At 53.5% G+C, this 21,192-nt stretch carries 19 protein-coding genes and 1 other RNA gene; 13 read left to right on the forward strand and 7 right to left on the reverse strand.

The window, feature by feature from the left end:
- The first annotated feature begins 406 nt into the window (after positions 1-406).
- Both argO and SC206_RS11785 read left to right on the forward strand, forming a co-directional pair.
- Complete coding sequence (argO, locus tag SC206_RS11780) at positions 407-1,024, forward strand: arginine exporter ArgO (protein ID WP_332737408.1); 618 nt, start codon at positions 407-409, stop codon at positions 1,022-1,024.
- Between the two features lie 100 nt (positions 1,025-1,124).
- Positions 1,125-1,859, forward strand: a complete 735-nt coding sequence (locus SC206_RS11785) for an oxidative stress defense protein (protein ID WP_332737410.1) — start codon at positions 1,125-1,127, stop codon at positions 1,857-1,859.
- A 153-nt stretch (positions 1,860-2,012) separates the two neighbouring features.
- Here SC206_RS11785 and SC206_RS11790 read toward each other — a convergent pair whose 3' ends face one another.
- Positions 2,013-2,915, reverse strand: coding sequence for a LysR family transcriptional regulator ArgP (locus SC206_RS11790; protein ID WP_332737412.1), 903 nt, complete (start codon positions 2,913-2,915; stop codon positions 2,013-2,015).
- A gap of 203 nt (positions 2,916-3,118) precedes the next feature.
- Between SC206_RS11790 and rpiA the strand changes: the two genes are divergently transcribed.
- Both rpiA and serA read left to right on the forward strand, forming a co-directional pair.
- Positions 3,119-3,778: a ribose-5-phosphate isomerase RpiA gene (gene rpiA, locus SC206_RS11795; protein WP_332737414.1), complete on the forward strand. Its 660-nt coding sequence runs from the start codon at positions 3,119-3,121 to the stop codon at positions 3,776-3,778.
- Between the two features lie 384 nt (positions 3,779-4,162).
- On the forward strand, positions 4,163-5,401 hold the full coding sequence (gene serA / locus SC206_RS11800; protein ID WP_332737417.1) for a phosphoglycerate dehydrogenase: 1,239 nt from the start codon (positions 4,163-4,165) through the stop codon (positions 5,399-5,401).
- 74 nt (positions 5,402-5,475) lie between these two features.
- Here the strand turns inward: serA and SC206_RS11805 are convergent, their stop codons facing one another.
- The 3 genes from SC206_RS11805 to zapA form a co-directional block, all read right to left on the reverse strand.
- Entirely contained in the window at positions 5,476-6,117 is a 642-nt protein-coding gene (locus tag SC206_RS11805; protein ID WP_332737419.1) for a 5-formyltetrahydrofolate cyclo-ligase, read from the reverse strand.
- A 37-nt stretch (positions 6,118-6,154) separates the two neighbouring features.
- A non-coding RNA gene (gene ssrS, locus SC206_RS11810) (6S RNA) lies at positions 6,155-6,337 on the reverse strand.
- Between the two features lie 60 nt (positions 6,338-6,397).
- Positions 6,398-6,727, reverse strand: a complete 330-nt coding sequence (zapA, locus tag SC206_RS11815; RefSeq protein WP_009637913.1) for a cell division protein ZapA — start codon at positions 6,725-6,727, stop codon at positions 6,398-6,400.
- Between the two features lie 205 nt (positions 6,728-6,932).
- Between zapA and SC206_RS11820 the strand changes: the two genes are divergently transcribed.
- From SC206_RS11820 to gcvP, 7 genes are all read left to right on the forward strand, one after another.
- Positions 6,933-7,505: a YecA/YgfB family protein gene (locus tag SC206_RS11820; protein WP_332737426.1), complete on the forward strand. Its 573-nt coding sequence runs from the start codon at positions 6,933-6,935 to the stop codon at positions 7,503-7,505.
- A gap of 121 nt (positions 7,506-7,626) precedes the next feature.
- Positions 7,627-8,955, forward strand: a complete 1,329-nt coding sequence (gene pepP / locus SC206_RS11825; protein ID WP_332737428.1) for a Xaa-Pro aminopeptidase — start codon at positions 7,627-7,629, stop codon at positions 8,953-8,955.
- Positions 8,956-8,959: 4 nt separating this feature from the next.
- A complete protein-coding gene (ubiH, locus tag SC206_RS11830; protein ID WP_332737430.1) occupies positions 8,960-10,138 on the forward strand; it encodes a 2-octaprenyl-6-methoxyphenyl hydroxylase in 1,179 nt (392 codons plus the stop codon).
- A gap of 55 nt (positions 10,139-10,193) precedes the next feature.
- Positions 10,194-11,417, forward strand: coding sequence for an FAD-dependent 2-octaprenylphenol hydroxylase (ubiI, locus tag SC206_RS11835; protein ID WP_332737431.1), 1,224 nt, complete (start codon positions 10,194-10,196; stop codon positions 11,415-11,417).
- 421 nt (positions 11,418-11,838) lie between these two features.
- On the forward strand, positions 11,839-12,933 hold the full coding sequence (gcvT, locus tag SC206_RS11840; RefSeq protein ID WP_332737433.1) for a glycine cleavage system aminomethyltransferase GcvT: 1,095 nt from the start codon (positions 11,839-11,841) through the stop codon (positions 12,931-12,933).
- 52 nt (positions 12,934-12,985) lie between these two features.
- Entirely contained in the window at positions 12,986-13,372 is a 387-nt protein-coding gene (gene gcvH / locus SC206_RS11845; protein ID WP_332737435.1) for a glycine cleavage system protein GcvH, read from the forward strand.
- Positions 13,373-13,574: 202 nt separating this feature from the next.
- A complete protein-coding gene (gcvP, locus tag SC206_RS11850; protein WP_332737437.1) occupies positions 13,575-16,448 on the forward strand; it encodes an aminomethyl-transferring glycine dehydrogenase in 2,874 nt (957 codons plus the stop codon).
- A 214-nt stretch (positions 16,449-16,662) separates the two neighbouring features.
- Here the strand turns inward: gcvP and SC206_RS11855 are convergent, their stop codons facing one another.
- Together SC206_RS11855 and SC206_RS11860 are read right to left on the reverse strand one after the other, a co-directional pair.
- Positions 16,663-17,958, reverse strand: coding sequence for a carbohydrate porin (locus tag SC206_RS11855; protein WP_332737439.1), 1,296 nt, complete (start codon positions 17,956-17,958; stop codon positions 16,663-16,665).
- 123 nt (positions 17,959-18,081) lie between these two features.
- Complete coding sequence (locus tag SC206_RS11860; RefSeq protein ID WP_442976085.1) at positions 18,082-18,600, reverse strand: chorismate mutase; 519 nt, start codon at positions 18,598-18,600, stop codon at positions 18,082-18,084.
- 224 nt (positions 18,601-18,824) lie between these two features.
- Here SC206_RS11860 and SC206_RS11865 point away from each other — a divergent pair, with 224 nt between their 5' ends.
- The gene (locus SC206_RS11865; protein ID WP_332737441.1) at positions 18,825-19,574 is read left to right on the forward strand and encodes an SDR family oxidoreductase; all 750 of its coding nucleotides are present in this window, start codon (positions 18,825-18,827) and stop codon (positions 19,572-19,574) included.
- Positions 19,575-19,620: 46 nt separating this feature from the next.
- Here the strand turns inward: SC206_RS11865 and SC206_RS11870 are convergent, their stop codons facing one another.
- Positions 19,621-20,298, reverse strand: a complete 678-nt coding sequence (locus SC206_RS11870; RefSeq protein ID WP_332737442.1) for a GntR family transcriptional regulator — start codon at positions 20,296-20,298, stop codon at positions 19,621-19,623.
- 136 nt (positions 20,299-20,434) lie between these two features.
- Here SC206_RS11870 and SC206_RS11875 point away from each other — a divergent pair, with 136 nt between their 5' ends.
- Entirely contained in the window at positions 20,435-21,133 is a 699-nt protein-coding gene (locus SC206_RS11875) for a DUF2848 domain-containing protein (RefSeq protein ID WP_332737445.1), read from the forward strand.
- Positions 21,134-21,192 lie beyond the last annotated feature (59 nt).

The following is a 21,192-nucleotide window of genomic DNA, read 5'->3' on the forward strand; positions in this document are numbered from 1 at the left end:
TCTTTTTTATTATCTCTTTAATATCCTAAAAATAAATAATGCCGCTGAGCAGCCTATTTGTTATGCGTAGCTTTATCTCGTCAGCTATTTTTTAGACCGCCAAGTTTTACTCGCTGAGGTTATTAAAGGCTTGTGAAGTGGATTATCAAAACATCTTTCAATTAAAAAACTTTTTATGATTAAAGTTAAAAATATGTTTTTAGTATTTATTTTTAATTCTTTATCAGTAAGCATAAATTTTTAAAAACGGTTTTATTTAAATTAAGTCGGTTTTTTTATCAAGAAAAAAGCCTCGTCTTCATTAGTTAGGCTAATGCTCAATAAGTAATATCAATTTCCTCTAATGATTACCTTGCCTTACACTTCGGCTCATTATCTCTAGTGACCCATGTTTTAAGGAAGGATCATGTTTTCTATTTTCTTGCAGGGAATGATGCTGAGTGCCGCGATGATTTTGCCTATCGGGCCGCAGAATGCCTTTGTGATGAATCAGGGCATCCGCCGCCAGTATCATTTAATGATTGCCGCGCTGTGCGCTTTTAGTGATATCGCACTGATCTGCGCCGGAATATTTGGCGGCAGCGCGCTGCTCGACAGTTATCCGACGCTGCTATTTATCGTTAGCTGGGGTGGCGTCGCCTTCCTGCTGTGGTTTGGTTGGGGCGCGTTTCGCACCGCGCTGGCGGCCAATCCACAGTTATCCGAAGCAAAGGTTATGGTGCAGAGTCGCTGGCGAATTGTAGGCAGCATGATGGCCGTGACCTGGCTCAATCCGCACGTTTATCTCGACACTTTTGTCGTGCTTGGCAGTCTGGGCGGACGCCTCGCCAGCGATGAACGCTCGTGGTTCGCACTCGGCGCGGTCGTCTCTTCAACGCTTTGGTTTTTTGGGCTGGCGATTTTGGCGGCGTTACTTTCACCGTGGTTAAACAAAGGCAAAACACAGCGCGCGATTAACCTGGTGGTTGGCATTGTGATGTGGGGAATCGCGCTGCAACTTGCGCTGCAAAACCTGAATTTGTGAGGTGTTTCCAAGAATTTGCTTACGTTTTGTCACTAATCTTATTTCGTTGGCAATTGACTATGCTAGGGTGTTAGCTCACCAGATGACTGAGGGAAACACTGTGAAATTGAAAGCATTGGCTATGGCCGCCATGTTGGGATTAGGGACATTACCTGCTGCGCTTCAGGCTGCCGAAGTGCCAGCGGGTCCGCATGTGGTAACGTCAGGTACAGCTAGCGTCGATGCCGTTCCAGACATCGCCACGCTCGCCATTGAAGTCAATGTTTCCGCGAAGGACGCGGCGTCTGCCAAAAAGCAGGCTGACCAGCGCGTCGCCGAATATTTTGCGTTTTTACAAAAGAATAATATCGACAAGAAAGACATCAACGCCGCCAATCTGCGCACCCAGCCGGAATATGATTATCTGAAAGATGGCAGCAGCGTGCTGAAAGGCTATCGCGCGGTACGACAGGTGCAGGTAACGCTTCGCCAGCTTGATAAACTCAACGAGCTGCTCGACGGCGCATTAAAATCAGGTCTGAACGAAATCCGTGCTGTCGAACTGGGCGTTGCCAACCCAGATACCTATCGCGATCAGGCTCGTCAAAAGGCCATTGATAACGCGACCCAGCAGGCAAAAGCGCTGGCAGAAGGCTTCCACAGCCAGCTCGGACAGGTTTACAGCATCCGCTACCACGTCGCCAACTATCAGCCGATGCCGGTTGCCAGAATGTATAAAACCGCCGACGCCGCGGGCCAAAGTGACGCCGCGCAAACCTACGAGCAGCAAAGCATTCACTTCGACGATCAGGTCGACGTAATCTTTGAACTCAAAAACGGCGACGCGCCTAAATAAAGCAAATACTTATCCAGCATCACCAAAGCAAAACTCTATAGATTTCGAGCTACAGGTAGGCGGCAAGTGAGTGGATCTTGGGAGCTTAGCTAACTAAGTGACCGAGATCCACGAAAGCAGCCAACACCCCTGTAGTTTGAAAGATGAAGAGTTTTAGTCTTGGCGCAGGACTTGGTGCCCATGGGAAAGAAGCGCGTCTGTGACCTTGCGCATCATGCGGCTCTCTGGCGCAAAACGGTGCCAGTACAGCATCCTGCGTTGCAACAGGCCCGGCGTTAAGTCGATCAGCTCGCCGCTTTCCAACTCTTTTTCGATCTGCAAATGCGGGATCATACAGCAGGTAGTGCCTTGACGCGCCAGCTGCACGAAGGCTTCCGAGGAGTTAACGATGTGGCAAGGTACGCTGCCCGGCGACAAATCGAAATACTGCTGCAAGAAGGCCTGATGCATGTCGTCGAGATGGTCGAAGGCGACGGCGGGCGCTTTTAGCAGCGCCGAGCGGGTGACGCCATTCGGGAAATAACGTTCGGCGAAACCTTTCGAGGCGACAAACAGGTAATCTAGTGCGCCCAGTTGATCGACCAGACAGCTCGGCAGCGGCTGCGGCTGAATACTCACCGCACCGACGACTTCGCCACGACGCAGACGTTCTTGCGTACGCGTTTCATCTTCTACCTGCAAATTCAGGCGGATAGGCGAATCGACCAGCACGGATTTCAGCGCGGGTAACAGCCAGGTTGCCAGACTGTCGGCGTTTACCGCCAGCGACAGCAGAAGAGGCGTGTCATTGCTATCATTAATATTGTCGCTTCCCAGCCACTCTTCTTCGAGCAGCTCTACCTGATGCAGCAACGCCAGCAGTTTTTGACCCTGTTCGGTTGGCCGTGGCGGAACGGTCCGCACCAGCAGCGGCTGGCCGAATAAATTTTCCAACTGTTTAATACGTTGCGAAACGGCGGATTGGGTAATGCACAGCTTTTGGGCCGCGCGTTCAAAACCGCGTTCACGGATCACAGCGTCCAGCGCTTGCAGCGTTCTATAGTCTGGGCGTTTCATCGAAAATCTATTCCTTGGCTCGTTCGGGATTCACACATATTCAGACACTATGCCACAGTTCCGCGAAATTTGTGGCGCACAAAATCTTCTGTTTATCGGCTACGGCTCCGCTCGCGTCTTGCTTTATACTAGTCAGAACTTGATGACTCCTTTCTATATCCACCGAGCTATATTCAAAGAGCTATCTTACAAGAGAAAATATTATGACTCAGGATGAACTAAAAAAAGCGGTAGGCTGGGCAGCGCTGGACTACGTTACGCCGGGCACCATCGTTGGCGTCGGCACGGGCAGCACGGCCGCGCATTTTATTGATGCATTAGCCTCGATAAAACATCAGATTGAAGGCGCGGTTTCCAGCTCGGACGCCTCTACCGCCAAGCTGAAGAGTTACGGCATTCACGTTTTTGACAGCAACGAAGTCGACGAGCTGGATATTTACGTCGATGGCGCAGACGAAATTAACGGTCACATGCAGATGATCAAAGGTGGCGGCGCAGCGCTTACCCGCGAAAAAATCATCGCCGCGATTTCACGCAAGTTTATCTGCATCGTCGACGCCACCAAACAGGTCGACGTGCTGGGTAAATTTCCGCTGCCGGTGGAAGTGATCCCGATGGCGCGCTCCTACGTGGCGCGTGAGCTGGTCAAATTAGGCGGCCTGCCCGAGTATCGTCAAAACGTGGTGACTGACAACGGCAACGTGATCCTCGACGTGCATAATCTTGAAATCCTCGACGCCATCGCGCTCGAAAATAAAATCAACAGTATTGCCGGCGTGGTCACCGTGGGCCTGTTTGCCAATCGCGGCGCTGATATCGCGCTTGTCGGCACCTCGGAAGGCGTAAAAGTGGTCAAGCCGTAGCAAAACGGACATGAATTAACGCGTCGACGATAAGCTCACGATCTATTTCACTCCCTGGTCATAATTTGATGTTATGAAGATGATAATTTTCAGCCTGAATCATCTTTTCTTCAAAGCGGCGAATTTGGTGACTTATGTCACACAATGACGCCGTTTTAATGTTTACCTCCATATTATTCTGCATTGTAAGCGTTACGTGCTGAAAATCAGGGGCGCGATCAGGGCTTGTGCTATCGGGTAGGCAATCGTTTGTATTGCCCGACGCTAAAATTTTGTTATGTTGACTGTGAACTGCTTCAAGCAGTGACTTCTGAAGTCTGCATTCAGCATGAATAACTTTCGGTATGCGTTACTGCCGGTATGAATAAATAGTAGGGTCGGGAAATGGCAAAAGTATCACTCGGAAAAGACAAAATTAAGTTTCTGCTGGTGGAAGGTGTCCATCAAAGCGCGATCGACACGCTTCACGCCGCGGGTTATACCAATATTGAGTTTCATAAAGGGGCGCTGGATAGCGAAGCGCTGAAAGAGTCCATCCGTGATGCCCATTTCGTCGGAATTCGATCCCGTACCCAACTGACTGAAGAGATCTTTGCCGCCGCCGAAAAACTGGTTGCCGTCGGTTGTTTCTGTATCGGTACCAATCAGGTGAACCTGAACTCCGCCACCAAGCGCGGTATTCCGGTATTTAACGCGCCGTTCTCCAACACCCGTTCTGTTGCTGAAATGGTGCTGGGCGAAATGCTGCTGATGATGCGCGGCATTCCGGCGGCCAACGCCAAGGCGCACCGCGGTATCTGGAACAAGCTGGCGGTGGGTTCGTATGAAGCCCGTGGCAAGCGTTTGGGTATCGTCGGCTATGGCCACATCGGTACGCAGCTGGGCATTCTGGCCGAAGGTCTGGGCATGAAGGTTTACTTCTACGACATCGAAAGCAAGCTGCCTCTGGGCAACGCGCAGCAGATTGCCAGCCTGAACGAACTGCTGAATACCAGCGACGTGATCACCATGCACGTGCCGGAAACTGCCAACACCAAAGATATGATTGGTGCCGAGCAGCTGGCGCAGATGAAACCAGGCTCGCTGCTCATCAACGCCTCACGCGGCACGGTTATCGACATTCCAGCCCTGTGCGACGCGCTGCGCAACAAGCACTTGTCCGGTGCGGCTATCGACGTATTCCCTGAAGAGCCAGCGACCAACAGTGACCCGTTCACCTCGCCGCTGTGCGAATTCGACAACGTGATCCTGACGCCACACATCGGCGGTTCGACCATGGAAGCGCAGGAAGGCATCGGCTTTGAAGTGGCCGGTAAATTGGCGAAGTACTCAGACAACGGTTCTACTTTGTCTGCGGTCAACTTCCCGGAAGCGTCGCTGCCAATGCACAGCGACAAAGCCAGCCGTCTGCTGCACATCCACGAAAACCGTCCGGGCGTGCTGACCAGCATCAACCAGATCTTCGCCGAGCAGGGCATCAACATTGCCGCGCAGTATCTGCAAACCAGCCCTGAAGTCGGTTACGTGGTTATCGACGTTGAAGCCGATATCGAAACCGTAGACACCGCGCTCCAGCTGATGAAGGCTATCCCGGGCACTATCCGTGCGCGTCTGCTGTACTAATCCTTAGCAATCTTCTTTTGCAGGATCAAAAAAGGGCATCGAAAGATGCCCTTTTTACGTTTTTAACTACAAAATCAGTTGTCCCAGCTCCAGCTTTTGCTCGGCGTTAAAATCTCGGGCAGCGGAATATCCCACTCTTCGACCGGCAAGGCTTCTACCCACTGACAATCGTGCGCAATACCTATTGGATACGGGCCGTGCTCGCGCCAATGTGCCAGCGTGCGGTCATAGAATCCGCCGCCCATTCCCAGTCTTTGCCCCTGCGAATCGAACGCCACCAGCGGCGTAAACATAATATCTAGCTGTTCAAGCGGCAGCATTTCACTCTGCATCTCATCTTGCGCCTCATTTTGCGAGAGGGCTGGCTCAAGAATATTCAGACGATTCCGCACTAATTTGGTCTCTGGCTGATAGCGAACAAACAGCAAATGGCCGGGATTGGTTGGATGCAAAACGGGAAGGTAGAGTTTTTTGCCCTCTTGCCACAGTCGGTCGATAAGCGGCGCGGTATCAAGTTCACCATCAAAAGAGAGAAAAATAGAGAGTGTTTCAGCCTGCTGAACGCGAGGATGAAGTGCAATGCGCTGCGCGGCTTGAAGAGCAAAAACGTGCTGTTGCTGCTGGGTAAGCTGTTTTCGGCGCTGACGTACTTCGGTACGCAAGGCTTGTCTAAGCAGCGCATGTTGACCGGTAAAGGACTGTGCTGAAGAGGACATAGCGAAAACCAGAGAAGATAAAGCGGGAGATAAAAGGGGAATCTCCGAGATGCCGCCGCAGGCTGTAACCCTTGAACCCATGGTTCAAGGTGAACGTTCAGTCACAATCTTTAGGCTTCTCGGCGGACCGAGCATGCGCACCGATTGCGGATCATCACATTCTGTTGGTACTAATTATCGGCTCAGGGGACGGGCCCGCTGGCAAACATCTCAGAGAAATTTTGTGTTCTTACTGTGAAGCTACTATCTCATATAACGAGATAAAATTCAATAGCTTGACTTATTCGAAAGGCGCCCCTTCACGTTCTGTGATGCGTCCTTGTTCGAGCAAAGCCTGCTCGATGGTTTGTTGCAACATCCGAATACGCTGTTCCATATTGGAGGCATAATCGCGAGTTTTCAAGCGTTCTTGAGCAAGTTCGTGACACACGTTCAATGCCGCGATAAATACTAGTTGCTCTGTATTTGTGACTCTAGTGCGAACTTTAAGATCTTGCAACCGCTGATTGAGATCCTCGGCAGCCATGTTCAACGCTTCTTGTTGTTCTGGCGGACAATTTACTCTTAATGAGCGACCAAAAATTTGTATATCTACCGGTTGTGCAGACATGCCACCTTCCTGCCATATTATTCGCCGACCCTCGATTGCAACACTGCGACGAGACGCAGGACATCGAAAGCGGGCGCAACTATATATACCTCAACCCAGATTTGCAACGTCGTTAATCATGCCGCATAGCTAGCGAATCTGGTACTGAGACTTGCCTTGGTGGTAGCATAACACGAACTTAACCAGCCAACGATGGCGAATGCGCATGTCTATTGAGAATACCTACCCAAACTATGATTCGCTGAATCAGAACCTTAAACAGCAGTCAGTGGCGTTAACCGCGGCTGAAATGCACGGCCTTATCAGTGGCTTACTGTGTGGCGGCAACCGCGACGGTAGCTGGATTACGCAGGTCCATGACCTGACCAACGAAGGCATGGCCTTTGGTCACCCGTTGGCGGAAGTGCTTCAACAACTCCGAAAAGTCACCGCCGACACGCTGGAAGATGACAGTTTCGAATTCAAAATGCTGATGCCAAGCGATGATACCAGCGTGTTTGAGCGCGCCGATGCGCTGGCAGGCTGGGTCAATCACTTCCTGTTGGGGCTGGGCATGATGCAGCCAAAACTGGCAAAAGTGAAAGGCGAAGTGGGCGAAGCCATCGACGACCTGCGCAGCATCGGGCAGTTGGGCTACGAAGATGACGAAGACCAGGAAGTGCTGGCCCAGTCACTGGAAGAGGTGGTCGAATACGTTCGCGTGGCGGCTATCCTGTGCTTCGGCGAATTCAGCCGTAGTCACCCAACGGCGCCCGAAAATCACCGCACCTTGCACTAAGCTTGAGTTTCAGCAGTCAAAAGTTTCAGCAGTCGAAAAAACTTTTAGGCGAAAACCTTAGCCGCAAATAACAACGAAAAGCCCGATAAACGTGGATAACAGCCAATTTCAGGAGCAGGTGATGACAACAGTGACCCTTCCTCATCAGGAGTTTCAGGCGCGTCGTCAGGCGCTTATCGCCAAAATGGCACCCGGAAGTGCGGCCATTATTTTTGCTGCACCCGAGGCGACCCGCAACGCTGACAGCGAATATCCGTATCGCCAAAGCAGCGATTTTTGGTATCTGACCGGTTTTAACGAACCTGAAGCCGCGCTGGTGCTGGTGAAAAGCGACGACAATCATAATCACAGCGTGCTGTTTAACCGCGTGCGTGATTTGACCGCCGAGATTTGGTTTGGCCGTCGTGTTGGTCAAGATGCCGCGCCTGCGCGTCTTGGCGTCGATCGGGCATTACCTTTTGACGATATCAACGAGCAGCTGCACCTGCTGCTGAATGGGCTGGACGTGGTTTATCACGCGCAGGGCTATTATGACTACGCCGATGAGATAGTTAATCGGGCGATGGAAAAACTGCGCCACGGTTTTCGCCAGAATCTTTCGGCGCCTGCCACCATGATCGACTGGCGGCCGTGGGTGCATGAAATGCGCCTGATTAAGTCGCCGAATGAAATCGCCGTGATGCGCCGAGCCGGCCAGATTACGGCTAAAGGACACACTCGCGCGATGCAGGCCTGTCGCGCAGGGATGTTCGAATATCATCTGGAGGGCGAAATTCATTACGAATTTAGCCGTCACGGTTCGCGCACGCCGTCTTACAACACCATCGTCGGCAGCGGCGAGAACGCCTGTATTCTGCACTACACCGAGAACGAATCGGAGCTGCGCAACGGCGATTTAGTGCTGATTGACGCGGGGTGCGAATATCAGAGCTATGCCGGTGATATCACCCGCACTTTCCCGGTGAGTGGCAAATTTTCGCCCGCCCAGCGCGAGATTTACGACATCGTGCTGGCCTCCGAATACAAGGCGCTGGAGATTTTAGGCCCGGGCCGCAGCATTCAGGAAGCGACCGAAGCCGCTATCCGCGTGATGGTTGAAGGTTTGGTTAAAATTGGCGTGATGAAAGGTGAAGTCGACGAGCTGATCGCCGCGCAGGCCCATCGCCAGTTCTTTATGCACGGCCTGTCACACTGGCTCGGGCTGGACGTGCATGACGTCGGCAATTACGGCACCGCCGATCGTAGCCGCACGCTCGAACCCGGCATGGTGCTGACCGTCGAACCCGGCCTGTATATCGCGCCCGACGCCGATGTCCCGGAAGCCTATCGCGGCATTGGCATTCGAATTGAAGACAATATTGTCATCACCAAAACCGGGATTGAAATTTTGACCGGCGACGTGGTGAAAGAGGCCGACGATATTGAAGCACTGATGGCGGCGGCAAGATAATCTCATGAGCATGATTATTGTGGGCGGCGGAATGGCCGGTGCAACTTTGGCGCTGGCGGTCTCTTCGCTAACGAAAGGCGCGTTGCCGATTCATTTAATCGAGGCAACCTCCCCGAAAGATTTTACTCATCCGGGCTTTGACGCGCGGGCCATCGCGCTCGCGCAGGGCACCTGTCAGCAGCTGGCGGGTATCGGCGTTTGGTCTGCGCTGTCGAGCTGCGCCACGCCGATCGGCGACATTCATGTCAGCGATCGCGGCCACGCCGGTTTTGTGAATTTGAATGCCGAGCACTACGGCGTTGAAGCCTTAGGACAGGTCGTTGAGCTTCACGACGCCGGAAAACGGCTGTTTACAATGCTGACTCACGCGCCGGGCGTGCATCTGCACTGTCCTGCGCGCGTGGTAGACGTTAAGCGCGACATTAACAGCGCCAGCGTAACGCTCGATAACGGCGAAACCTTGCAGGCCGATTTGCTGGTCGCCGCCGACGGTTCAAACTCGAGGCTGGCGCAGGCCTGCGGCATTCGCTGGCAGCGCGCAAGCTACAATCAGGTCGGCATTATCGCCAATATCACCACGGCGCTGCCGCACAAAGGCCGCGCGTTCGAGCGCTTTACCGAGCACGGTCCTCTGGCGCTGCTGCCGATGTCAAAAGGCCGCAGCTCGCTGGTTTGGTGCCATCCGATTGAAAAACAGCAGGAAATTAATAGCTGGAGTGACGAACGTTTTCTCGACGAGCTGCAACAGGCCTTTGGCTGGCGGCTCGGAAAAATGCAGCAAACCGGCGCGCGCCAAAGTTATCCCTTACACTTATTAACGGCTAGCGGCCATATCAGCCATCGTCTCGCGCTGGTGGGCAACGCGGCGCAAACGCTGCATCCGATCGCCGGTCAGGGCTTTAATCTCGGCCTGCGCGACGTGATGACCTTAAGCGAAACCCTTGCCGAGGCGTGGCGACAGCAGCAGGATATCGGCAGTTATCAAGTGTTGAGCCGTTATCAGCAGCGCCGCCAGCCCGATCAGCGCGCCACCGTCAATATCACCGACGGACTCGTGCGACTGTTTGCCAATCGCTATACGCCGTTGGTGACCGGGCGCAATCTCGGACTGATGGCGATGGAGCGAATCCCGCCTCTGCGCGACGCTTTTACCCGCCGCACGCTGGGCTGGACAGAACGCTGAAGGCGCTTCGACAGGTCCAGCTCGACCGCAGAAAATGACAGGAATGAAATAAATTATGCAATCTTTTGATGTGGTTATCGCCGGTGGCGGCATGACAGGACTGGCGTTGGCCTGTAGCCTTCACGGCAGCGGCCTGCGTATTGCGGTACTCGAAACCCAACAGCCCGATGACGCGCCTTTACCTGAAATTCCGGGCGTTCGCGTTTCGGCCATCAACGCCGCCAGCGAGCGTTTGCTGCAACATGTGGGAGCCTGGGACAAGATTATTGCCCAGCGCGCCAACCCGTATCAGGGCATGGAAGTGTGGGATCGCGACAGCTTTGGCAAAATTGCCTTTCGCAGCGACGACTACGGATTCAGCCATCTCGGGCACATTATCGAAAATCAGGTGATTCATCAGGCTCTCTGGCAGCGCGCCGAGCAGCTGAATGACATCGAGATTTTTGCTCCCGCACAGCTGAAAAACGTGGCGTGGGGCGAAAACGAAGCCTTTATCAATCTTGAAGATGGCCGCATGCTCACCGCGCGGCTGGTAGTCGGGGCCGACGGCGCGCATTCGTGGCTGCGCCAGCACGCGGATATCCCGCTGACCTTCTGGGATTATCGCCATCATGCACTGGTTGCGACAATTCGCACCGACGAGCCGCACCAATCTGTGGCACGACAGGTATTCCACGGCGAAGGCATTCTCGCGTTCCTGCCGCTGAGCGATGCGAATCTCTCTTCTATTGTCTGGTCCGTGTCGCCCGAGGAAGCCGAGCGCCTTTCTGCGCTGTCCGATGCCGAATTCAATAAAATTCTGTCGAGCACTTTTGACCTGCGTTTAGGCGTGTGTGAAGTGGTTAGCGAGCGCCAAACCTTCCCGCTGACCGGCCGTTATGCGCGCAGTTTTGCTGCCCAACGTCTGGCACTGATTGGCGACGCGGCGCACACCGTTCATCCGCTCGCAGGGCAGGGCGTCAACCTTGGCTTTATGGATGTTGCTGAATTAGCTTCTGAAATCAAACGCCTGCAACGCGAAGGTAAAGATTTTGGCCAGCACATGTATCTGCGTCGTTTTGAACGTAAACGTAAACACAGCGCGGCGGTGATGCTGGCGGGAATGCAAGGTTTCCGCGAACTGTTTGCCGGCAATAATCCGGCCAAAAAATTGCTGCGCGACATTGGGTTAACGCTGGCCGATTCCCTGCCCGGCGTGAAGCCGCAGCTGCTGCGTCAGGCAATGGGGCTGAACGATTTACCCGAGTGGTTACAAACCAAAGAGCTTCAGCTGAAATAATCTAATTTCATGCCATAAATTCCATTACTTTTTCTAATCCCAAGCCGGATTTCGTAAACCGCAAATGGTGCGAAATTCGGCCCTCGCGTTATATAACATCGATTCCTTTGCCATTTATTTATACATTTTGCGCGATAAACCCCATTTTTCCAGCTAAAAATTCTGCATCATGCTGCGCGACAATTGCTGACGTTCTGTAGGCGACACCTATTTTAACTTATGGTTAGCAGGGTCATTCGGTGGTAACGTTCAGGAAAAGGTATCGTTTGCGTCGGCACAGTTCTTGCACAGATCTCGTACCGGTTTTGACCCATTAACGATTAAAAGATGTTCACCCTGCGCGTCAACGGGGCCGTCGTTTTGTCAGCTATTTTTAGGGTCAACACTGGGCACACCGCTTTGAAAAAGAATGAGGAATAAGATGACACAGCAGACTCGGTTATATGATCAGCACGTCGCGTGTGGCGCACGGATGGTCGATTTTCACGGCTGGATGATGCCGCTGCATTACGGCTCCCAGCTGGATGAGCACCATATCGTTCGCAACGACGCGGGCATGTTTGACGTCTCCCATATGACCATCGTCGATTTGCACGGCGCGCGTACCCGTGAATTCCTGCGTTATCTGCTGGCCAACGACGTTGCCAAGCTGACTCAGCCGGGCAAGGCGCTGTACACCGGCATGTTAAATGCTTCAGGTGGTGTGATCGATGACCTGATCGTCTACTTCTTTACCGAAGATTTCTTCCGTCTGGTGGTTAACTCCGCCACCCGTGAAAAAGATCTGGCTTGGATAACCGAGCACGCCAAGCCGTTTTCCGTCGAGCTGACCGTGCGTGACGATCTCGCGCTGATCGCCGTTCAAGGGCCTCAGGCCAAAGAGCGCGCGCAGACGCTGTTCACCGACGAGCAAAAACAGGCCGTCGAGGGCATGAAACCTTTCTTTGGCGTAGAGTCGGGTTCGCTGTTTATCGCGACCACGGGTTACACCGGCGAAGCGGGCTACGAGATAGCGCTGCCGCAGGAAGAAGCCGCCGAGTTCTGGCAAAAATTGCTGGCGGCGGGTGTAAAACCAGCCGGTCTGGGCGCGCGCGATACGCTGCGTCTGGAAGCGGGCATGAACCTGTATGGTCAGGAGATGGACGAGGGCGTTTCCCCTTTGGCCGCCAATATGGGCTGGACCATCGCCTGGCTGCCGGAAGATCGCGACTTCATCGGCCGCGATGCCTTGGAAAGAGAGCGTGAAACCGGCACCGAGCAGTTGGTTGGGTTAATCATGACCGAAAAAGGCGTGTTACGTAACGAGCTGCCGGTACGATTCACCGACGCCGCCGGAAACGTGCAGGAAGGCGCGATCACCAGCGGATCCTTCTCGCCGACTTTAGGCTACAGCATTGCGCTGGCTCGTGTGCCGGAAGGCATTGGCGAGCAGGCGATTGTACAAATCCGCAACCGTGAAATGCCGGTTCGCGTGACCAAACCCGGCTTCGTGCGTAACGGAAAAAGCCTGGTTTAAGCCGTAATTTTGAATTGAATATAATTTTAAAAACTATTTCGGAGATCTATTTATGAGCCTTGTCCCAGCAGATTTGAAATACGCCTCTTCCCACGAGTGGGTCCGTTCAGAAGGCAACGGCCTGTACAGCGTCGGCATTACCGAACACGCGCAATCACTGTTAGGCGACATGGTTTTCGTCGACCTGCCAGAAGCGGGTCGCACCGTTGATGCCGGTGAAGACTGCGCCGTAGCCGAATCCGTGAAGGCAGCGTCCGATATTTACGCGCCAATCAGCGGCGAAATCGTCGCGGTAAACAGCGAGCTGGAATCTTCTCCAGAGCTGGTTAACGAAGATCCGTACGGCGAAGGTTTCCTGTTCCAGATCAAGGCGTCCGACGAATCTGAGCTCGATAAGCTTTTAGACTCTACGGCCTACGCCGCCACTTTCGAAGAGTAATGACTCGTCGTTCTTGAGCCTGCAACTGTTGGCTACGTTTGCGCGCCCCGGTTACTTACTTGTGTAAGCTCCCGGGGAGTTGCTCTCTTGCCGCCCAGTTGCAGACCCCAATACGTAGAGTAAAGATTTTGATGCAGATTTTGATTCACAAGATTAAGTGAGTTCTCGATACCTCAATGCCAGATTTAGGAATGCGTAGCACATGACTCAGACTCTTAGCCAACTTGAACACAGCGAAGCTTTTATTGGTCGCCATATCGGTCCTTCATCGACTCAACAGCAGCAGATGCTGGACGCCGTGGGCGCGACCTCGCTGGACGCCCTGATCCAGCAGATTGTGCCGGCAGATATCCAGTTGCCGAGCCCGCCTGCGGTCGGCGACGCGGTGACCGAGCATCAGGCGCTGGCGGAGCTGAAGGCCATTGCCAGCCAGAACCAGTGCTACAAATCCTACATCGGCATGGGTTACAGCGCCGTGCTGACGCCGCCGGTTATCCTGCGCAACATGCTCGAAAATCCGGGCTGGTACACCGCGTATACGCCGTATCAGCCAGAAGTGTCGCAGGGTCGCCTTGAAGCGTTGCTTAACTTCCAGACGCTGACGCTTGACCTGACCGGTCTGGATTTAGCGTCGGCTTCCTTGCTAGACGAAGCGACCGCCGCCGCCGAAGCGATGGCCCTTGCCAAACGTGCCAGCAAGCTGAAAGATGCCAATCGCTTCTTCGTGGCTGACGACGTGCATCCGCAAACGTTAGATGTAGTGCGTACGCGTGCAGAAACGTTTGGCTTCGATATTATCATCGATAAAGCTGAAAAAGTGCTGGAACTTGACGGCATCTTTGGCGTTCTGGTGCAGCAGGTTGGCACCACCGGCGAGATCCACGATTACAGCGCGCTGTTCGGCGAATTGAAATCACGCAAAATCATTACCAGCGTTGCGGCCGACATTATGGCGCTGGTATTACTGAGCGCACCGGGCAAGCAGGGCGCCGACGTGGTCTTCGGTTCCGCGCAGCGTTTTGGCGTGCCGATGGGTTACGGCGGTCCACACGCGGCCTTCTTCGCCTGTCGCGACGAGTTCAAACGCTCGATGCCGGGCCGTATTATTGGCGTTTCCCGCGATGCCGCCGGTAACACCGCGCTGCGCATGGCGATGCAGACCCGCGAGCAGCATATTCGCCGCGAGAAAGCCAACTCCAACATTTGTACCTCTCAGGTGCTGCTGGCTAACATCGCCAGCCTGTACGCCGTGTTCCACGGACCTGAAGGCCTGAAACGTATTGCCAATCGCATTCACCGCCTGACCGATATTCTGGCCGCTGGCCTGAAGCAGGGCGGCCTGACTTTGCGCCATGAAAGCTGGTTCGATACCCTGACCGTAAACGTGCAAGACAAGGCGGCGGTACTTGATCGCGCCTTGAGCTTTGGCCTGAATTTCCGTACCGATATTCACAACGCGGTCGGAATTACGCTGGATGAAGCCACCTCGCGCGAAGACGTGCAGACGCTGTTCGCCGTACTGTTAGGCGACGATCATGGCTTGGATATCAACGCGTTGGACAACGCGGTCAGCACCGACAGCAACGCTATTCCGGCTGCGGTACTGCGTCAGGATCCGATCCTGACTCACCCAGTATTCAACAAGTATCACAGCGAAACCGAGATGATGCGTTACATGCACCGTCTCGAGAAAAAGGATCTGGCGCTGAATCAGGCGATGATCCCGCTGGGTTCCTGCACCATGAAGCTGAACGCGGCCGCAGAAATGATCCCGATCACCTGGCCTGAATTTGCCTCGCTGCACCCGTTCTGCCCAATCGATCAGGCAAGCGGTTATCAGCAGATGATTGGTCAGCTGTCGCAGTGGCTGGTGCAATTAACCGGCTATGACGCCGTGTGCATGCAGCCAAACTCTGGCGCGCAGGGCGAATACGCGGGCCTGCTGGCGATTCGCCATTATCACGAAAGCCGCAACGAAGGCAGCCGTCATATTTGCCTGATCCCAAGCTCCGCGCACGGCACCAACCCGGCTTCTGCCCAGATGGCGAGCATGACGGTCGTGGTTGTCGCCTGTGACAAGCAGGGCAATATCGACCTCAGCGACCTGCGTGAAAAAGCGGCGCAGGCCGGCGACGCGCTCTCGTGCATCATGGTGACCTACCCGTCGACCCACGGCGTGTATGAAGAGACTATTCGCGAAGTCTGCCAGATTGTTCACCAGTACGGCGGTCAGGTTTATCTTGATGGCGCGAACATGAACGCACAGGTTGGCATCACCACACCGGGTTACATCGGCGCAGACGTTTCGCACCTTAACCTGCATAAAACCTTCTGCATTCCGCACGGCGGCGGCGGTCCGGGCATGGGTCCAATCGGCGTGAAAGCGCATTTGGCCCCGTTCGTTCCGGGTCACAGCGTGGTGCAAATCGACGGTGTGCTGACGCAAAACGGCGCGGTCTCGGCAGCACCGTTTGGTAGCGCCTCTATTCTGCCAATCAGCTGGATGTACATCCGCATGATGGGCGCGGAAGGCCTGAAGCAGGCGAGTCAGGTGGCGATTCTTAATGCCAACTACATCGCTACGCGTCTGAAAGATGCCTATCCTGTGCTTTACACCGGACTTGACGGTCGCGTGGCGCACGAATGTATTCTGGATATTCGTCCGTTGAAAGAGAGCACCGGCATCAGCGAAATGGACATTGCCAAGCGCCTGATTGACTACGGATTCCACGCGCCGACTATGTCGTTCCCGGTGGCGGGCACGCTGATGGTTGAGCCAACCGAATCTGAAAGCAAGGTCGAGATCGACCGCTTTGTGGATGCTTTGCTGGCGATTCGCGCTGAAATCGACAACGTAGCGCAGGGCAAATGGACGCTGCAAGATAACCCGCTGGTTAACGCGCCGCACACTCAGGCTGAACTGGTCAGCGAATGGGATCACGCCTACAGCCGCGAGCTGGCGGTCTTCCCGGCGGGTAGTGATGACAAATATTGGCCGACCGTGAAGCGTCTTGATGACGTCTACGGCGACCGTAATCTGTTCTGCTCCTGTGTGCCGATCAGCGATTACGAATAATTTTCTGGCCGCTTTGGCGTGCGATTTTCGCGTGCACTGTTGGCGTGCAATAAGAAATAAGTCGTAAAAAAGTCATCAATAAAAAAGCCCTGGCATCGTTGTCAGGGCTTTACTTTTTATATGTTAAAATTTTTATCGATTAAACTTTCTATCGATTTAACTTTATAACTTTAAATCTTTTATCACTTAAAAAAGAAGCGCTTTAAAAATGGCGTTAAAGCTGGATTTTTACCTGCACGCCCGCTACCCAGGCATCGGAAATTTGCTTGTTGGTAAACGCGCCCGGCTCTTTGATGTACTGCACGCTCGGACGCACCGATAGCCACGGCGTAGCCTGTAAACTGTAGGTAAGCTCGACCAGCTGCTCTGAGCGATCAAGGCCGGCAACCGTATTGGCTCCCATGTAATCACCCGCTGCCCGCAAGCTGTCGATATCATTGTTACGGCTATTACGATTGTAAACCGCCTTGCCGTAGCCAATGGAAATAGCGTCTTTCGGACGTGATTCAAACGGCGCGGTCAGCACCAAGCCTGCGGAATACCAGTGACGGAAAGTGGCCGTTGCTTTATCCGCGGTGGTCCATTCGCCAAACAGGTGAAGGAACTGCGCCTTGTTGGTCGACGATTTCCAGATAGTCTGATCGCCTAAAATGTACCCGCCGCTTCGTCCGGAAGAGAGGCTGTCGCTGTCATCGATACGTGCCACTTTTGACGTGTCGTGGTAGTAACCGAATTTATACTGGCCCGGCAGCTCGCCTTTATAGCTATAAATCGCTTCGACAGGAATGATAGCGCCGGTAGTGCCGTGGACAAACGGATTAAATGCCTTGGACGGCGCGCTGCTGGTGCGCGGATTAACATCGAAAACGGCGGTTTGAATCGCCCAGCTGTCACTGAGCTGATATTTAATTTCGCCGCCAAGATGCGCCGAAGGATAGTTGCCCCAGCCGCTGCCACCCGACATGGTCAGCGGGTGCGCGCAGAACGCGGCGTTCATAAAGGTGGTCAGCAGCGACATGCCGCCGAAATCGTTGCCCATCGCCATTAGGCCAACTTTATAGGTCAATTTCGGCGTGGCAAGCCAGTTGGCGTAGCTGAATTCGGAAAGACGAGTGTAATAACCGCCCGCCACTTCCTGCACCGGCAGGCGATTGCCGACCAAATCGGCGGAGGTGCTGCGTCCGCGTCGGTCATTGATTAATAGCTGCACCGTACCGGCGTGGTCGGTATCAAACATCTTGTCTAAATCAAACGTTGCGCCGACTTTAACCTGCTGCGCATAGCGGGTGCCGTAGCTTTCTCCGCCGCTAATCACGCCAGCGGTTTCCGATACATATTCGCCGGTCAGGTTGACGCCATCATCTTTAAGTTGGGTACGTGAACCGCCCCAATCGCCTGTTAACGTATCTTGATGCCAAAAATCAACGGCTTGCGCCTGAGCAAAGCTTCCCGCTGACCAGAGCAGAATCCCTGCGGCCAGAGGAGAAAGAGTCAAAAATCTTGTGTTCATTGAGTATAAAGCCTGAGATGCAGAAGGAAATCCGGCGCATTATACATTGAACCAAATGATTCGAAATAACCTCACTTACAAAATAGCAACTTTTGCTCATCTTCTATAACTTTTTAACTCAAATTATTTCAAACGTACCTGTTTTAGTGTTTTATAGAGCTGGATTTTATCCGCCTCAGCCAGATTTTTTTGCTGAAGAACAGTAATAAACGCGGCCTGATTGTCGGGTGAAATTTTACCATTGGCTTTTAATTCAACCGCTAAGCGTTGAAGAATACGAGTCGATAAACCGGCGATGTCCGTGCGGATTGATTCCAGCGGGCGCGGCTTCCAGTCTGTTTCAGGCGTAGCAAGCCAGTCTGCGCGATAGCGGTATTGAATCGCCTTGGCCGCGCTCATCTGCGCCACGATAAACGGTTTTACTGACTCGGAATCTAGCCCCAAATTTGCGGCCACTTTTTGAGTGTTTTGCAAAACCTTGGCTTCTTGCGCGATGACTTCGACAGGCTGATGCGCTTCTGCTTTCGCGCTGGCCACGTCTTTCATATAAGAGAGCCGTTCATTGATAAGCCCCGCCAAATCGCCATTTTCCGAAGCCTGCGCGGGCAGAACGAAAGTACTTGCCATCACGATGGCAAACATCAGGCCACCCAGCAGTTTTTTGACTGACGGAAATGAAGAGGTAAAAGGAGGAGTAGCTAACAGCCTTGCGAGTGATTTCATCGTTTTAATTCCCTTAAATACGGTTATCTTGGGTAAGGAAAATGGGTAAGGCGAATGAAGCATCATACGCAATCAGTGAGCGCGGGGCAGCAGAAAACCCGCCGTTTCTATACTAAAACGATCACGTTAACATGAGGTTTAAGATGAACAGTAAAGTCGCATTAGTGACAGGCGGCAGTCGCGGAATTGGTCGTGCAACGGCCCTGCTTCTGGCGGATCAGGGATATCAGGTTGCTGTGAATTACGTCAATAATACGCGGGCAGCGCAGCAGGTTGTTGATGAAATAAAGGCAAAAGGCGGCGAGGCGCTGGCGATTCAGGCCGACATTGGCGACGAAGCTCAGGTGGTGGCGATGTTTAAAATAATCGCTGACCAAATGGGGCCGATAGACGCGCTGGTCAACAACGCCGGCATTCTGTTTCAGCAGTCGACGATAGAAAATATTAGCGCCGAACGTATTAATCGCGTGTTGAATACCAATGTGACCGGCTATTTTCTTTGCTGTCGCGAGGCGGTAAAGGTGATGTCCAAAAAGCACGGCGGGCAGGGCGGCGCCATCGTCAACGTCTCGTCGGCCGCTTCTCGATTGGGTGCGCCAAATGAATATATTGATTACGCGGCGTCAAAGGGCGCGGTCGATTCCTTGACCACCGGGCTTTCGCTTGAAGTTGCCGGATATGGAATTCGTGTCAACGCGGTAAGACCCGGACTCATTTATACCGAAATGCACGCCAGCGGCGGGGAAGCCGGACGGGTCGATAGAGTCGGCGCAAGTTTGCCGATGCAGCGCGGCGGCCAGCCCGAAGAGGTCGCGCAGGCCATTGTCTGGCTGCTTTCCGACGCGGCCTCGTTCGTAACGGGCAGTTTTATCGATCTGGCGGGCGGCAAATAATCTATTTTTTACCTTTCAGCGCCTTTTGTTTTCGCAACAGCGCCTGCTAGCCTCGTAGCAGCGCGTTGCGGAACGATAAAATATGAATTTCGGCGGCCTCGGCGGCGGCTTTAGCATCTTGCACCGCCAGCGCATTGATAATAGCGCGATGCTCTTCAATGACTTCCTGCATGTGGCCTTCTTTTGACAGCGAGCTGGCCCAAAAACGCTGCGCCTGCGCGTGCAGCACAGAAAGAATATCCATCAGCATCTTGTTACCGGCAACCTGTGCCAAACGCTGATGGAACTGATTATCCAGCAGCATCATCTGGTTGCGATCGCGCAGTTCGCTGGCGAGTGCAATCTGCCGATTAATCGCCTCAAGCTCGTCGATATCCTGCGGCGAGACGCGCGGGCTGGCTAATTTCATGCACAACACTTCATTTGCCAACCTGACTTCAATCAGCTCCAGCGCGTCGTCAATCGACAGCGGCGAGACCATCACGCCTTTGCGCGGAATAATCTGCAACAACCCTTCATTCGATAGACGATGGATCGCCTGATTAATCGGCGTGCGGCCCATCGACAGATCATTCATCACCTGAGCGGTATTTAAATAGTCACCGGGCTTATAGCTCAGGGTCACCAGCGCCTGCTTGAAACGGCGATAGGCCTGCTCGTTTAACGACAAACCAGATTCATCGCTTACCGGTCGTTGCTGACTTTCTGCGTCCACAGATCTCACGTCCTGCTCCTGCCGAATTAATTTTTAGACATTCTACACAAAAACATGGCACGGAAATCGCTTATTTAATGAATAAAGTTATAGTGAAATTTCACTGTGTTTTTAAAACAGATTAAATAAACGAGGATTTACCCTGATGAAACTGACCTTTTCTCTCCCGACAATTTCGACGGTAAACCCAGGCGCAGCAACGCTTGAGGCCGATATAAACCGTTTAGTGATTGCTGGATGGGCAGGCCGCGACCCTGACGCCATCATGCACCATATCAGTGAACTCGAAGCTATCGGCGTGCCCCGCCCGAGTGCAGTGCCGCTTTTTTATCGCGTTGCCGCCAACCAGCTGACACAAAATAAATCGGTTGAAGTGATCGGCAGCGCCAGTTCCGGTGAGGCAGAAGTTTTTATTTTCACCCATCAGGGCGAAATTTTTGTATCGCTGGCTTCTGATCATACCGACCGCGAGTTGGAGTCTCACAGCGTCGCACTTTCCAAGCAGCTCTGCGTTAAGCCTGTTGCCACTACGGCGTGGCGGATGAGCGAAGTCGCAGAGCATTGGGACCAGCTGATTCTGCGCGCGTGGATAAAAGAGGACGGCGAATACCGCCTCTATCAGGAAGGCCCGCTGTCCAGCCTGCGCAAACCCGACGACCTGCTGAGCCGTTATCTCAATGAAGGCGAAATCCCGGCCGATGGCTTGGGCATGACCTGCGGCACCGTCGCGGCAATAGGTGGCATCCGTCCTGCAACGGAATTTCGTATGGAGCTGGTGGACGACATTTTAGGTCGCAGCATCAGCCACACCTACATCAGCCTTGAACTGCCTGTCGTGGCCTGATTTTTGCCCGACGCTGACCACGAATTTGGCCGCTTATTCACCAGGCTGATCATCTACAA

The sequence above is a fragment of the Rouxiella sp. T17 genome, from assembly GCF_036663475.1.
Lineage (GTDB): Bacteria > Pseudomonadota > Gammaproteobacteria > Enterobacterales > Enterobacteriaceae > Rouxiella.